The organism is Achromobacter sp. UBA4530, from assembly GCF_002388205.1.
GTDB lineage: Bacteria > Pseudomonadota > Gammaproteobacteria > Burkholderiales > Burkholderiaceae_B > Achromobacter > Achromobacter animicus.
Genome location: NZ_DGMA01000009.1, coordinates 162,150 through 174,652 on the forward strand (window position 1 = coordinate 162,150; position 12,503 = coordinate 174,652).

11 protein-coding genes are annotated in these 12,503 nt (G+C 71.2%); all 11 read right to left on the reverse strand.

The genetic code is table 11. The annotated features are described in order from the left end of the window. Positions 1–3 precede the first annotated feature (3 nt). Genes B2W22_RS10170 through B2W22_RS10220 form a run of 11 tightly spaced genes read right to left on the reverse strand, consistent with a single transcriptional unit; the run spans position 4 to position 12,499 of the window. Positions 4–2,106 (reverse strand): phage tail protein, encoded by a 2,103-nt coding sequence (locus B2W22_RS10170; RefSeq protein ID WP_286937497.1) that lies wholly within the window; start codon positions 2,104–2,106, stop codon positions 4–6. Then, positions 2,103–5,288, reverse strand: coding sequence for a putative baseplate assembly protein (locus tag B2W22_RS10175; protein WP_286937498.1), 3,186 nt, complete (start codon positions 5,286–5,288; stop codon positions 2,103–2,105). Before B2W22_RS10175 ends, B2W22_RS10170 begins: the two co-directional genes overlap by 4 nt. Further along, a complete protein-coding gene (locus tag B2W22_RS10180; protein WP_286937499.1) occupies positions 5,285–7,741 on the reverse strand; it encodes a putative baseplate assembly protein in 2,457 nt (818 codons plus the stop codon). The genes B2W22_RS10175 and B2W22_RS10180 overlap by 4 nt, the downstream gene beginning before the upstream one ends. Then, positions 7,738–8,100, reverse strand: coding sequence for a GPW/gp25 family protein (locus B2W22_RS10185; protein WP_175122708.1), 363 nt, complete (start codon positions 8,098–8,100; stop codon positions 7,738–7,740). The genes B2W22_RS10180 and B2W22_RS10185 overlap by 4 nt, the downstream gene beginning before the upstream one ends. 12 nt (positions 8,101–8,112) lie before the next feature. Continuing rightward, positions 8,113–8,436 carry a hypothetical protein gene (locus B2W22_RS10190; RefSeq protein WP_175137628.1) on the reverse strand — a complete coding sequence of 108 codons (324 nt, stop codon included), beginning with the start codon at positions 8,434–8,436 and terminating at the stop codon, positions 8,113–8,115. Between the two features lie 13 nt (positions 8,437–8,449). Further along, positions 8,450–8,965 carry a phage baseplate assembly protein V gene (locus tag B2W22_RS10195; protein ID WP_175122710.1) on the reverse strand — a complete coding sequence of 172 codons (516 nt, stop codon included), beginning with the start codon at positions 8,963–8,965 and terminating at the stop codon, positions 8,450–8,452. Next, positions 8,962–10,089 (reverse strand): hypothetical protein, encoded by a 1,128-nt coding sequence (locus B2W22_RS10200; protein ID WP_286937502.1) that lies wholly within the window; start codon positions 10,087–10,089, stop codon positions 8,962–8,964. The genes B2W22_RS10195 and B2W22_RS10200 overlap by 4 nt, the downstream gene beginning before the upstream one ends. Beyond that, positions 10,082–10,426 (reverse strand): LysM domain-containing protein, encoded by a 345-nt coding sequence (locus B2W22_RS10205; protein WP_175122712.1) that lies wholly within the window; start codon positions 10,424–10,426, stop codon positions 10,082–10,084. Before B2W22_RS10205 ends, B2W22_RS10200 begins: the two co-directional genes overlap by 8 nt. Beyond that, complete coding sequence (locus B2W22_RS10210; RefSeq protein WP_175122713.1) at positions 10,423–11,076, reverse strand: hypothetical protein; 654 nt, start codon at positions 11,074–11,076, stop codon at positions 10,423–10,425. The genes B2W22_RS10205 and B2W22_RS10210 overlap by 4 nt, the downstream gene beginning before the upstream one ends. Continuing rightward, positions 11,073–11,342 carry a hypothetical protein gene (locus tag B2W22_RS10215; RefSeq protein WP_175137629.1) on the reverse strand — a complete coding sequence of 90 codons (270 nt, stop codon included), beginning with the start codon at positions 11,340–11,342 and terminating at the stop codon, positions 11,073–11,075. The genes B2W22_RS10210 and B2W22_RS10215 overlap by 4 nt, the downstream gene beginning before the upstream one ends. 8 nt (positions 11,343–11,350) lie before the next feature. Then, positions 11,351–12,499, reverse strand: a complete 1,149-nt coding sequence (locus tag B2W22_RS10220) for a DUF4157 domain-containing protein (protein WP_218343003.1) — start codon at positions 12,497–12,499, stop codon at positions 11,351–11,353. Positions 12,500–12,503: the final 4 nt, after the last annotated feature.

The following is a 12,503-nucleotide window of genomic DNA, read 5'->3' on the forward strand; positions in this document are numbered from 1 at the left end:
GGCTCAGTTCACGGGGATCAATCCCGCTTCGAGTCCGAAGCGCAGATACTCGTCCAGCGCCTGCCGCAGGTTGGCTTCGCGCTGGGCTTGCAGCAGGAAATTCCAGGCGCCCATTTCGGCGCCGTTGTCCGCGCCTTCGCGGATCTCGAGCGCGCAGCCGCGCGCCAGTTGGCCGTAGGCCGACGATCCGAACTGCGTGGAGGTAAACGAGGGGGCCACGCGCGCCGCCGCGCGCTTGGCGGCTGCGGCGCCCAGGTCCTGCATGGCCAGGTCCGGCTGGCAGCGGTAGCGTCGGGGCGTGACGGACGGCATGGGCACGTGGCAATAGCGCACGCAGCCTTCCTGGCGGCGGTTGATGGCGAGCGGGCCGCCGAACAGCGTGTTGGACGCGTCGAGCCGCCCGGCCGCCACGCGCCCGAACAACGTGCTGGCCACGACGCGCAGGGCGCTGTCGTCCACGTCGACCGCGGCAGCCGCGCTGCCTTGCGCATCGATCAGGCACGCGTCGATCTCGACGGCGGCAAGCGGCGTCGCGCAGCGCACCGGCCCGCTGATGCAGCGCGTAAGGCTCAATTCAAGTTCCGGCGCCGCGCCGCTGTGGCGCACGCCGCCGCGCGCGGGCGCCAGCGTGCAGTGGCGCAGCGCCACGGCACGCAACGTGCCTTCCAGCCGCAGGCGGCCATCCACCAGCAGCCCGTCGAGCCGCACGCGCGTGCTGGCGTTGCCGCGCAGCCGCCAGTCGCCCCGCAGCACCGGCCGTTGCAGCGGGGCCGCCTCGATCAACAGATGCGTGTCGGGCAGCACCAGATCGGGGGCGATGGCTTCGGTGCCGTCGTGGTCCAGAACGATGCGCACCCGCTGGCCTGCCTGCACCGCGGCCAGTGCCGCCGCCAGCGTGGGCGCGGCCGCCGAGGGCACGCGCAGTTCGATGTCGAAGGTGTCTCCGGACGCCGCGTCCGCGTCATCGCCAACCGGGGCGCTGCGGTCGTACGGACCCGCGCCAATGTCGCCGGGAAAGCCATACGCATATCGCACCTGCACCGATTGCGCGGTGACGCCGGGCGGCAGCGCAAGGCGTCCGCGGTGCGGGTCCAGGCCCACCAGCACGCCGCCCGCAACAGGGAAGCTGCGGTCCGGCCGCCCGGGCTTGCGCGCCTTGACCAGCAGCGACGCGTCGGGCCGGCGCCAGTCCTCGGGGGAAACGCCGGGGATGGGCGCCAGGTTGCAGATGACCAGATGCTCGGGCGGCACGGCCTGTCCGTCCAGCCACACCTGCACGACCGGGCCTCCGCCGCTCTCGGCAAACCCCCCTTGCGGCGGCGCGTCGCCGTCGGTCAGCGCCTGGCGGCGCGCTTGCAGTTCGGCGTGCAGATCGCGCCAGGACAGCGGTTCGGGCACGTTGACCGGCTCGGCCAGGTGGTCGATGTCGGTCTCCGTGCGGGGCCGGTTGAACAGCGGCTGGTCGCGGCCTAGCGGATCGATGGTGTAGAAGCCATCGCGCGTCGTGGCGGGGGCGGCGTCGCCGCGCTGGACGGTGTAAGACTGCAGCCGCCACAGGAACAGCGCGACGTTGGGCAGGTTGTAGCGCCCGGCTGGCAGTGCGCGCACATCGGCCGTGTGCAGCTCGGCGCCAAAAGGACCGTCAACGCGTTCCATTGCGCGGGAATCGCGCAGATCCGGTGTGCGCAGCGCGTGCGGGCGCGGATGGTTGACGTGCTGGGTGGTGGCGACGCGTTCAAAGCACTCGGACACGCGGCTGCGCCAGCCCGTGGCGTCGGCGGCCAGTTCTTCCAACACCAGTGCGGTGCCCTTGCGCCGGCGCAGCCGCAGCGTGTTGGCGACCAGCGCGCGGGGTGAGAACGCGGCGCCGACGGGGTATAGCGCGCGCACGCCCAGCAGATCGCCCAGGTACGGCACCACCCAGTCGTCGCAGGTCTCGATGAACCAGTTGTCGTAGAGCCGGTCCACGTCGGCGTCCACCAGCGCGCCCTGGCGCGCCAGCACGTCCAGCAGCGCGCGCAGCGGGCCGCCGGCCGCAGCGTCGCGTTCACGGTAGAAGGCCGGCAGCAGGGCCATCAGCGCATCGGCATCCAGGCGGGTGTTCATGTGCGCTCCGTGAGCAAGATGTTCGCCGGGTCAGGGCGCAGCAGTTCGGCCGGTTGCAGGCTGCCTTGCTGCCACCGCGCGGTGCGCGCCGGCAGCGTGGCGCCGGGCCCGTTGCTGCGCCGCGTGGTGACGGGGGACAACCCCGCGCTCAGTCCCGCACCCGGTCCAGAGCCCAGCCCCGGGTTCAGTCCAGTATTCAGCCCCCCCTCCAGCACCAGCGAATCCAGATCCACCCACTGCACGCCCGGCACGCCTTGCAGCACGGTCAAGACTTCCGCGCCGTGCACCGGCTGACCGAATGCGCGCGCGGCAAAGCCAAAGGCCTCCAGCACGCGGGCGCGGGCCGCCTGCAATACCTTGGGCGTCTCGTAGCGGGGATCGATGCCCAGACCGGCCCGCAGGCCGAAACCCAGATAGCGGCACGGCGCCACGCGCAGCGGCTGGTAGGGCGGCCGCGCTCCATCGATGGCCGCGAGCAGATTGCGATACAGCGCGCCGGCAGGATCCAGCGCGGCGCCGTCCTCGCCGGCGACGGTCAGATGCACGAGCCGTTGTTCCCCGTCCCACAGCCACACCGCCTGCGACTTGCCGATGCCGGTGAACGCGGCGGAAAAATCCTCGAAGTCGCGCAGCGAGACGATGCGGTCCAGCGTGCGCACGCGCAGCGGCGCATTGCGGCGGGCGGCGTCGCCGGCTTCGGGATCCACCCCGCCGGTGGCGGCTGCCGGATTGACGACCGCCTTGACGCCCGGCGCGCGCGTGAGCAGCACGTTCAGTTGACCGCGCGCGACGTTGCCTTCGCGGCCCAGGCCGACGCGATAGCGCGCCTCTACATTGCCCGACCCCGACGGCAGCCGCGCGCCGTGCAGGCCGTCGCCGAACTGCACCGTGGCGCCGCCGCTGTCGTCCAGCCGCAGCAGATAGGCGCGATCGTCCGGCGCCAGCTCCGTGATGCGTGGCGCTTCGGTCCACAGCAGGCCATCCACGCGAACTTCCAAGCTGCTCGCTGCGCCGCTCGCCGTGGGCGCGGGCACGAAGGTCAGCGGCTTTTGCTGCAGCGTGAAACGCTGGAACGCCCGGTTGCCGGCGCCGCTGCCGAGCACCTCGGGCTGGATGCGCATCTGCCGGCTGTCGCCGTGGCTGGCCGGCGCGACGTTGGCGTTGATGCGCACCGTGGCGGGCAGATAGGCGTGCGCCAGATCGGCGTCCAAGTGCAGCGACGTGCGGCCGCCAGCGCTGTCGTTGCGCTGGATGCGGACGATGTCGCTGGCTTCAGCCAGCGTGACCGTGGCGCGCGCGCCGTCCTCGAATTCCAGATCCGCGCTGGCGCGGTCGCGCGCCACGCGCACGTTGGCCAGCGCGTCGCCGCGCAACAGCCGGTCGCGTGGCGCGATGTTCGCGGCGTCGGCCTCGTCCAGGATCAGCCCCGACACCGCCAGCACGCGGTCTTGGGGCAGGTCGGGTTCGTACGACGCCAGCACCAGCGCGTGGCCCTGCGTGAGGCCGGACGCGGGGCGCACGCCCCAGTCCAGCGCATCGGATTCGCCATACGCGGTGGTCTCGCGCACGGCGTCGTTGAACTGTTCGCGCAGGCGTTCGCCCCGCAAGGTCAGCCGGGTGGTCGGCCCGGCCAGCGCAAAGCCGGTCCGCGCGTCGGGGCCGGCCTCGGCAATGCGGTAGAGCTCTTCATACCCTGGCATGGACAGCACGGCCCAGCCGCCGGCCACCCATTTCGGATAGACGGCATCCAGATGCACGCCGTGCACGTCGGCGGGGAACAGGCTGGCGGCGGGTATCGTCTGGCGCGCCAGGCCCGGTCCGGACCACGCGAGCGTAAGGGTGGCGTCGCCGCTGGCCTCGTAGTAGTCGATGCGGATGTCGTGCTTGCGGCCTGCCGTGAGCCGGGCGCTGGCGCTGTACTCGGTAGGCGATTGCTCGCGCCACTGGTCGATGAGCAGGTTGCCGTCCACCCACAGCCGCACGCCGTCGTCGGCCGTGACGTGGAAGGTGTAGCTGCCGCTGTCCGGCGCGCGCACCCAGCCGGTCCAGCGCACGCAGAAGTTGTCCGCGGGCATGCCGTCGCCGGGACCGCCCGCCGCCCACCGGAAATCCAGCTGCGGATCGGTGCGCGTCATCACCCGTTCGCTGAAGGTGCGGCCGCGGTAATACTCGCCGTACAGGCCGGACCCCGCGCCGCTGGCGCCCGGCGGATCGGAGATGTCGGCCAGCGTGTAGCCCGGCCATTGCGGGAACTGGCTGAAGGACGGCTTGGCGTCGTCGGCCATGCCCAGATAGGCCGCGCGCAGTGTGGCGGGCATGGCGCGCCAGTCGGGCGCGTTGTAGCCGAACAGCCGCGCCTGCGCGCGCAGCGCGTAGCAGCGCGGATGGCGGCGGGCGGGCTGCACGTGCGGGGCCGCGCTGCCCAGGCCGCGTTCCAGCGAGATCAGCGTGTAGGCGGGCGCGCCGTCTTCGCCGGGGCCCGGCACATACTCGCGAACCTGTGTCAGACGGCGGAAATCCCAATTTTCGTTGCCCGGGTCGCGCACACGTTCGTCGCCGACGATCAGCACGGCGTCGCCGGCTTTGAGGCGCGTGGCCGCCCCGGCCAGGCACAGCGTGCGCGCGCCAAAGCGCGGCGGCGCCGGTTCCAGCCACGCCAGTTCCAGCGCGTTCCAGGCGGCGCGGGCCTCGACCGCCTGCAAGGTTTCAAACGTCTGCGCGCGTTCATCCTGCGCAGGCACGCTTTGCGCGCGCGTCCACGGCTCGATGCGCGCGCGCAGTGGCGCGCCGGGCGCGGTTTCCATCGTGAACGCCAGCCACGTCGTTGCCGCCACACCGGGCCGCAGTTCGTAGCCGATGGCCCGTGCCAGCGATTGCACGGACCGGCGCTCGGTCGCCGTCCGCAGATAGCCCTCGTTGCCGATGCGTTCCTGATAGAACGCCAGCACGTCCAGCACCGCAGCCCACGCGTCGAACAGGGCGATGACCGGGTCGTCACGGTCGCGTGTGGTCAGCGCGGCCAGCGCCGGCGACCGCGCCAGGTCGGCTGTCAGGCTGGCCAGAAACCGGCCATGCGTGCCGATGCGCAAGCGCAAGGCGGGCTGCCCCGGCGGGTTGTCCAGGTCTGATGGCGTCAGCGCAGGCTGGCCGGCGCAGCAGCCGCAATCGGCGGGGGTTGTCATGATCCGCCCTCCACGATGAAGTCGATGCGGCCGTTCTCGGGAAAGTTGGGGTCGCCGTCGGCGCGTAGCACTTCCAGCGGCGCAATCAGCAGGCGGCCGGTGTCCAGTTCGCCCGCGGGGTCGCGGCCCCAGCGCTGGAAGCGTTCGGCCCGCGCCGACGCGACGCCCGGCACCGCCATGACGGCGCGCATCAGTGCCGACAGCGCCAGCGGCGTGCCGAAGGTGTAGCGGTCGGGATGAAAGAAGCCCGGCCGGCCCGCGCGGTCCAGGCCCACGGTGAAGGCATCGCGCAGCGCCGCCTTGACGTCCGCAGCAAAGTGGCCCGGCGCGGCGCAGACGCGCACCAGGATGTCGAGCGGCACGTGCACGGGATCGGAGAATTCCAGGTCCTGTCCTGCCAGCCGGAAGCGCTCCATGAAGGCGCGCAGCGTGGCGCGAAAGGGCGCGTCCACCTCCCGCCCGCCGCGCCGGTCGACGGTCAGAAAGACCGTGTGCCAACTGCCCGTCCAGCGCAGTCGGGCCGCCGCGCGCTGCACCTGCGGATGGCGTTCGGCCAGGCGCGCGTAGTCGTCGGCCGTGACCGCGCGTTCCTGCACGCGGAAAGCCTCGGGCGCGTTGAGCTTGATGGCGTCGGCCGGTTCCGGCGCCGCGCCGCCCTGCGCGGGCAGCGGATTGCGCACGCGCGCCACGCCCACCATCAGGTCCGCATCGTCGGTGACAAGCGCGCCGATGGCCTCGGCGCCCACGTTGCCCTCCGCTCCGCCGCCCAGCCGGTAGCGCGCCAGCAGGCGTTCGCCGGCCACGGGGGCGGCGCCGTAGCGGTTGTCGCCAAAGCGCAGCCAGGCTGCGCCATCGGTTTCCGTTTCGACCACGAACTCGCGCGCGTCACGGGCGCTGGCCAGCAGGCTGCGCTGGGGCGACCACGCCGGGCTGGCGGGGGCGGGCACGTCGCCGGGCTGATCGGCGTCGTCCGCCTGCAGCGACATGCCGCTGGGCAGGGCGCGGCGCGGGTCCTGCGCCAGCGCCGCACCGGCGGGCAGCAGAGCGGACACGGCGAGGTCATGCCGGTAGGGTTCGGCGCAGGCCAGGCCCGCGTCCGGCAGGCGGGGGCGGTAGGGCCGCGACGCGGGCGCGTCGCGCGCGGTGGCCGTGTCCGGCAGTAGCGGCGTCCAGTCGCGCTGCATGCCGTGGTCGGCCAGGACGACGTTGCCGCGCGCCACGGACACGGCCCGCTTGACCAGCGCGCCGCCGTCGTCGAACTCGCGGCTGACGCACAGCGGAAACGGCAGCGCGTCGTCCGGATGCCAGGCGATCAGCAGCAGGTCGGTGCCGGTCAGGTCGTCGCGGCCGGCGCGGGTTTCAGTCAGGCGCACGGCCACGCGATGCGTGCGGTCGGCGTCGGCCTTGCGGCCCGTCAACGGGTCGATGGTTTCCTCAAACACCAGCACGTCGCCGGCGCCAAGCGTCAGCGGTGGATCGTTGACCAGCGCCGCCTGCGTCTGGCCGCGTGGCAGGCAGTAGGCGGGATCGGCGAAGTCATGCAGCAGGATGCGGCTGTGCGCGGCGTGCAGCGTCAGGTCGTGCAGGGTCTCGAACACTTCAATGCCGGCCGCGGGCAGCCCGTCTAGCACGTCACGGCGGCGCACGGGCTCGGCAAGCGCGGCTTCGGGCGTGCTAGTCAACAGCGGCGTGCCGGCCGGGATGACCTTACCGTCGCCCTGCGTGTTCGCTTCAAGAGCGACGAACACGCGAGCGTTGCAGCCGTCGTGCAGGGGATAGTCCAGGAGGCGCGCGTGGCGGCGCAATGAGGTCCGGCGGCGCGCGGTGTCCAGATAGGCCTCGGTGGCGGCGGCGTCCTGCGCGTAGGAAAGATGGTCGGCCACGTAGGCCAGCGTTTCCACGAGCGCCACGGTGAAATCGGCGGGATTGCGCTCGGTGAAGTCGGGCATGCTCTGCGACAGGCGGTCCAGCATCAAACGCCGGAAGCTCTCGTAATCCTTGGCCAGGTAGTCCAGCAGCGGCTCGGGCGGCGCCGGCGCATCGCACGCGTGCGTGTCGGCGCAGTCGAACTCCGACGGGCAGCCCGCCTTGAAGTTGATCTCGATGGTAGACAGGCACAGGTCAAAGCCCGGCGCGGGCGCGTCGGGGTCGGCCGGGTTGACGAGCGCGAGCGTGTACCACGAGAAGTCGCCTGCCTTGTCCACGGTCAGCCGGATCTCGTTGCCGGACAGCACCGGGTCCGCGGCCAGCGCGATGCCGCGAATGCGCGCGCCGCCTTCGATGCGCACGTGGGCGCGGCCGATGCCGGACACCGGATGCGCGCAGACCACACGCACCGTGCGCTGATCGGCCGCGTCAATTTCCACGAAGGCGATGCCGTTGTCGCCGGGCGGCTGCTGGGCGCGCAGCAGTTGCAGCCGGCGCGGGTTGGCGCTGCGGAACTGGCGGTTCATGGCACGTCGCGCGTAAAGCGCGCCAGACGCCGTTGCTGGCCTTGGCGCAGCACGTACTGCACGTCGACCTGCAATGTTGCGTCGCGGTGCGCGACGTTGACGGATTCCACCGCGATGCGCTCGCCCAGCCATTGCTGCAATGCGCCTTGCACGCTCATCTGCACGGCGGCGGCCAGCGTGTCGCTGTTGGGCGCAAACACCAGTTGCAGCAGTCCGCAGCCGAAGTCCGGCCGGTTCACGCGCTCGCCCGGTACGGTGAACAGCACTTGCTCGATCATGTCGCGCACATGAGTGGCGTCGTCGGCATTACGGCTGCGGCCGCGCGCGTCGGGTTCGAATGGAAAGCGCAGGAGGGCCATGGCGATGCGTCCTTACATGCCCACGACGCGGGCCTGCGCCTGCAGGGCCAGCATCGGCGTGCCGGTGGGCATGCAGATCGACGAGCCCGCCTGCAGCGCGGCCGGCATCCCGCCGATCAGCACGCGCGTCGCGCCGGCGAGCCACATGCCGGTGACACACGGGCCGTTGCCTGACGGCGGCGGCGGAAACGCGCAGCCCGCGATGGAATACGTCGACAGGATGGTCACGGCCGGCTGGCCCGACAGCAGCACGCGTGGATTGGGCGCCGTCGGAATGGCCTGGCCGCCGTGCGAACACTGCACGGTGGCGCCGAAATGCAGCAGGGGTCCGGGCATGCTCTTGGCCTCCTCAGGTCACCGTCAGGGCGCCCTGGTTGATGTTGACGGCCGGACCGGCAAGCATCACCGTCGCGCCCTGGCCGTTGGACAGCGTGATGCCCACATCGCTGATCGAGATCATCGCGCCCGTTTTGGTCTTGAGCAGGATGCCGCCGGTGGGGCCCGGCAGATCGGAAATCATCAAGGTGTTCTGCCCGCCGGTCTGCAGCACGATGCTGGGCGACACGGGCAGCCCGGCCAGCGCCAGCGCTGGGACTTCGGCGGCCGATCCCCAGAATCCGCCGACCCAGATCGGGTAGTCGGGCTTGCCCTGTTCAAACTCCACCCATACGCCCGCACTGACCTGCGGCACGACGAACACGCCGCTCTGCTGGCCGGCGAACGGCACGCACGGCATCGCCCAGCTTGAGACGCCCAGGCCCAGCACGTCGGGCACCTGCACCTGGATGCGGCCCATCTGCATGGGATCGACGTTGTTGATCACCACGCCGCGGAATTTGCCGTAGTGGCGTTGGGGTTCTGTCATGGCGGCACCAGGGGCAGGGTGGAGATCAGACCGTTGCGGGCCAGCGAGAATTGCTGCCGGAATTCGCCCGCCTTGAGCGAGCTGTCGACGCGCTTGACGTAGTACAGGCCATCGAACGCCAGCCCCGCGCCGCGCACGCCGACCAGTTGGCGCGACTTGAGCACATGGCCGTAGCGCAGCACGTTGAGCGATCCATCGGCGGTCACGGCGTCGGCAGTGGTGCCGGCGGCCATGGCCAGACCTTTGCCCAGCGCGGCGGCCGGCGACAGCTTGGCGGTGTCTTTCAGCAGCGTCAGCCCCTTGGCCAGCGGCGGCAGCAGGCCCAGCGGCGGGCTGGTCAGGCTGACGTCGGGAACGGGCAGCGGAATCGGAAACTTGGTCAGCGGATTCTGGATGAAGATGACCGGCAGCGCGGCGTCCGACTGGTTTACCGCGAACGACAGCGACTCGACATTGCTGTGCACGTCCATGCCCAGGTTGAGCGCGGGCTGCACCGGTCCCAGCCGGATTTCCGGTCCCCAGTACGCCACGTTGGCGCCGGGCAGCGGGCCGGGCTCGATGTAGAACACGTGGCCCACTTCCCGCGCCAACTGGCGTACATAGGCGAGGTCCGTGCCTTCGTGCAGCGGAATGCGTTCCACCGGAATCGGCACGTCGGTGAAGGGCGACGGCACGACCAGCGGCAGCATCCCGTACAGCGCGTAGCGGCCAATGATGGCGGCGACGCGGGCGGGCGGCGGCATGGCCGGGTAGGGCAGGCCGCTCATGTCCTGCTTGTCCATCGCCACCGTCAGGTCTTCGCCGGTGACGGTCAGGCGCGACTGGCCGGGCGCGTTGCCGTCCGTGATCTCCTGGCGCGTCACCAGCCCGTCCATCAGCACGGTGGGCAGCCCGTTCAGCGTGGCGATCAGGATGACGCGCAGCCACGGCACCTGGCCGCCCGCGATCAACAGCAGCGTATGCAGCGGCGAGCGGTTGCTGACGGAGAACGTGAGCTGGAATCCGCCCGGCCCGTCCGCGGACGACGACACCTCGACGCGCTCCAGGCCGTCCATGATGGGGCGGGGCGCAGGCACCGGCAGGCCAGGGCCGACCAGCAGCGTCAGGTGCACGCCGCTAAGCATCGCTGCCTCCGAAGGGCGCACCACCGAAGGGAGAACCCAACGCGGCGGGCAGCGTCACGCGCAGGCTGCGCCCGGGCACTTCCAGCGCGGCCGGACGCGGCGCGTCGTTGCCGTCCGCCAGGCGCCAGAACTGCAGCGGATCGCCCAGCGCCGCAGCGGCAATCCGGTCCAGCCGGTCGCCTGGGGCGACCGCGACCTCGCCCACTGCGGTCAGCGCCGCCGGATCTGGCAGAAAGCGCCGGCGGAGGTACACGAGCGGCCGGCCGTCCGGCCCGGCCAATTCGGCCGTTGGCACGTCGTGGTACCGGCTGTTGGCAGGAAAGCGCTGCACGCTCATGGCAGGGACTCCAATCCGACGGAACCCAGGTCGCCCAGACCGGCCAGCGCGGCCAGCCGTTCCTTACGCTGCTGATACACCAGGTACAGATGGCCGCCCTTGTCGCCAAAGCCCAGATCGCCCACGTGCAGCACGCGCAGGCCCAGCGACACCTTGGCGCGGATGGGATTGAGGCGCGCGTCGAAAGCCTCTTCGGTAATCGAAAAGTCCGTCACGCGCACCGGCACCACGCGCTCGCGGCTCCACACGAACAGGCTCAGCGGCGCGACCGTGGGCGCGATTTCCAGCGTGCCCAGGTTGGCGATCTGGTTGTTGCGGATGAGCGCGGCGCTGTCCGGGTAGACGATGGTCTCCAGCGCGGCCAGCTGCGCATGGATGCCCGTGTCGCGCGCCTGCGGATGATCGTCGGGAAATTCGAGCTGATCGGTGGCGTCCAGCTCGGCGTCCAGCCGGATCGTCTCGGACGGCGGACCTTTCAGGCGCAGCGGTTCGCCTGCCGCGCCGCCGTCGTCCACGCTCTGCGGCTGCAGCGAGCGCGTCAGGGTCTCGGGGTTGTATTGCAGCGATATCACGCGCTGCACCGCCCCGCTGGCCGGATCGATCAGGATGATGCCGCCGCGCAGCAGGCGGGGCGAAAGCGGTCCGCTCATGGATAGGCCTGCGGTTCCGCAGCGTTGCGTACGGCGGTGATGCGCTGCGCGCCCACCAGCGCTTCCGGCCAGTGGCGCGCCGCGCTGAAGAGGTCGGGGCGGTAGTCGAACTCCAGCACGAAGCGCGACACCGGCACCCGCGCCACGCAGTCCAGTTCGACGGCGCGCAACTTGCCCGGCGGCTCGTCGACCATCGTGACGTCGGCGTAGCGCGTCTGGCACAGTTCCAGCACCTCGCCCACGGTCTTGCCAATCCAGTCTTCCATGGCGGCTCCTAGATCAGGTTCATGTTCTTGGGCACGGCGCTCGCGTCGTCCGGCCGGCAGGCGCGATAAAAGCAGATGCCGCAGCCGTCGACCGAGGCCCGCACGGCGGTCTCGACCTTGGCCTGGAACGTGCCGGTGGCGGCGGCAAACGCGTCGTTCCAGCGTGTCTTGAAATCGACGCCGCGCTTTCGGCAGTCGTACACGGCCTCGTAGTCCTGCATGTTCAGCGCGTAGTTGCAGCTGCCGGCGCCGATGTACTTCACCCAGCCCTGGCTGCCCGCCATGAAGTTGGCCACGTCGGCGCCGGAGAACGCGACGCCCAGCTTGGATCCTTCCGAGCTGCTGTACGGATGCGTGTGATAGGTGCCGAGCGTGTAGTCGCCCTTTTTCTCGGCGGGCAGGCTGATGCTGCCGCCGCCGCCCGATCCGGTGCGGATCACCCGCTTGCCGTCCTTGTCGGACACGATGCGCCCGCCATGTTCCTGCACGGTGTCGCCGCCGTGGCCGGACTTGGACCAGGCTTCGTTGACCGCGTCATACACGTCGTCCGGCATGGTGTGCGTGGTGGGGCACTTGCGCGCCTCGGCTTCGGCCACGCGCAGATCGCCCATGCCGGCGCGCTGCACGGTCTGCGCCAGGCCCGGCGCCGCAGCGGGCCGTGACAGGCTGTGCGCGGCGCGGTCGGCTTCCGCTTCCTGCGGCGAGTGCGACGGGCCCAGTTCCAGCGGCAGCCCGGGACGGTAGCGCCCATGCTGCTGCACGACGTGCGCCAGCTCGTGCGCCAGCAGGTCGCGGCCCTGGCGTGTGCCCGGCGCGTAGCGGCCCGCGCCAAAGGCGACATGCGCGCCGACGGTCCAGGCCTGCGCATCCAGCGCGCGCGCCGATTCCGCGGCCCGCGCATCCGCGTGGATGCGCACGCGCCCGAAATCGTGGCCGTAGCGCCGCTCGAATTCCATCCGGTCGGCGGAGGCCAGGGGCTGACCCGCGCTGCGCAGCACGTCCTCGACCTGCTCGGGCACCGCTGATTTTGCACGACCCGAAGTCGACGAGGCGGCGCACGTCGACTTGCCGCCGCAACCGCAGGCGCATCGCCGCATCACCAGGCGCGAGCGCGGCGTTGCGGTGTCCGGCCGCGGCGCGAACAAGGACGTTCTCATGGCT

Coding starts and splice junctions, on each gene's coding strand:
- B2W22_RS10170 (WP_286937497.1), bottom strand. CDS start 2,106: ATGAACACCCGCCTGGATGCCGATGCGCTGATGGCCCTGCTGCCGGCC.
- B2W22_RS10175 (WP_286937498.1), bottom strand. CDS start 5,288: ATGACAACCCCCGCCGATTGCGGCTGCTGCGCCGGCCAGCCTGCGCTG.
- B2W22_RS10180 (WP_286937499.1), bottom strand. CDS start 7,741: ATGAACCGCCAGTTCCGCAGCGCCAACCCGCGCCGGCTGCAACTGCTG.
- B2W22_RS10185 (WP_175122708.1), bottom strand. CDS start 8,100: ATGGCCCTCCTGCGCTTTCCATTCGAACCCGACGCGCGCGGCCGCAGC.
- B2W22_RS10190 (WP_175137628.1), bottom strand. CDS start 8,436: ATGCCCGGACCCCTGCTGCATTTCGGCGCCACCGTGCAGTGTTCGCAC.
- B2W22_RS10195 (WP_175122710.1), bottom strand. CDS start 8,965: ATGACAGAACCCCAACGCCACTACGGCAAATTCCGCGGCGTGGTGATC.
- B2W22_RS10200 (WP_286937502.1), bottom strand. CDS start 10,089: ATGCTTAGCGGCGTGCACCTGACGCTGCTGGTCGGCCCTGGCCTGCCG.
- B2W22_RS10205 (WP_175122712.1), bottom strand. CDS start 10,426: ATGAGCGTGCAGCGCTTTCCTGCCAACAGCCGGTACCACGACGTGCCA.
- B2W22_RS10210 (WP_175122713.1), bottom strand. CDS start 11,076: ATGAGCGGACCGCTTTCGCCCCGCCTGCTGCGCGGCGGCATCATCCTG.
- B2W22_RS10215 (WP_175137629.1), bottom strand. CDS start 11,342: ATGGAAGACTGGATTGGCAAGACCGTGGGCGAGGTGCTGGAACTGTGC.
- B2W22_RS10220 (WP_218343003.1), bottom strand. CDS start 12,499: ATGAGAACGTCCTTGTTCGCGCCGCGGCCGGACACCGCAACGCCGCGC.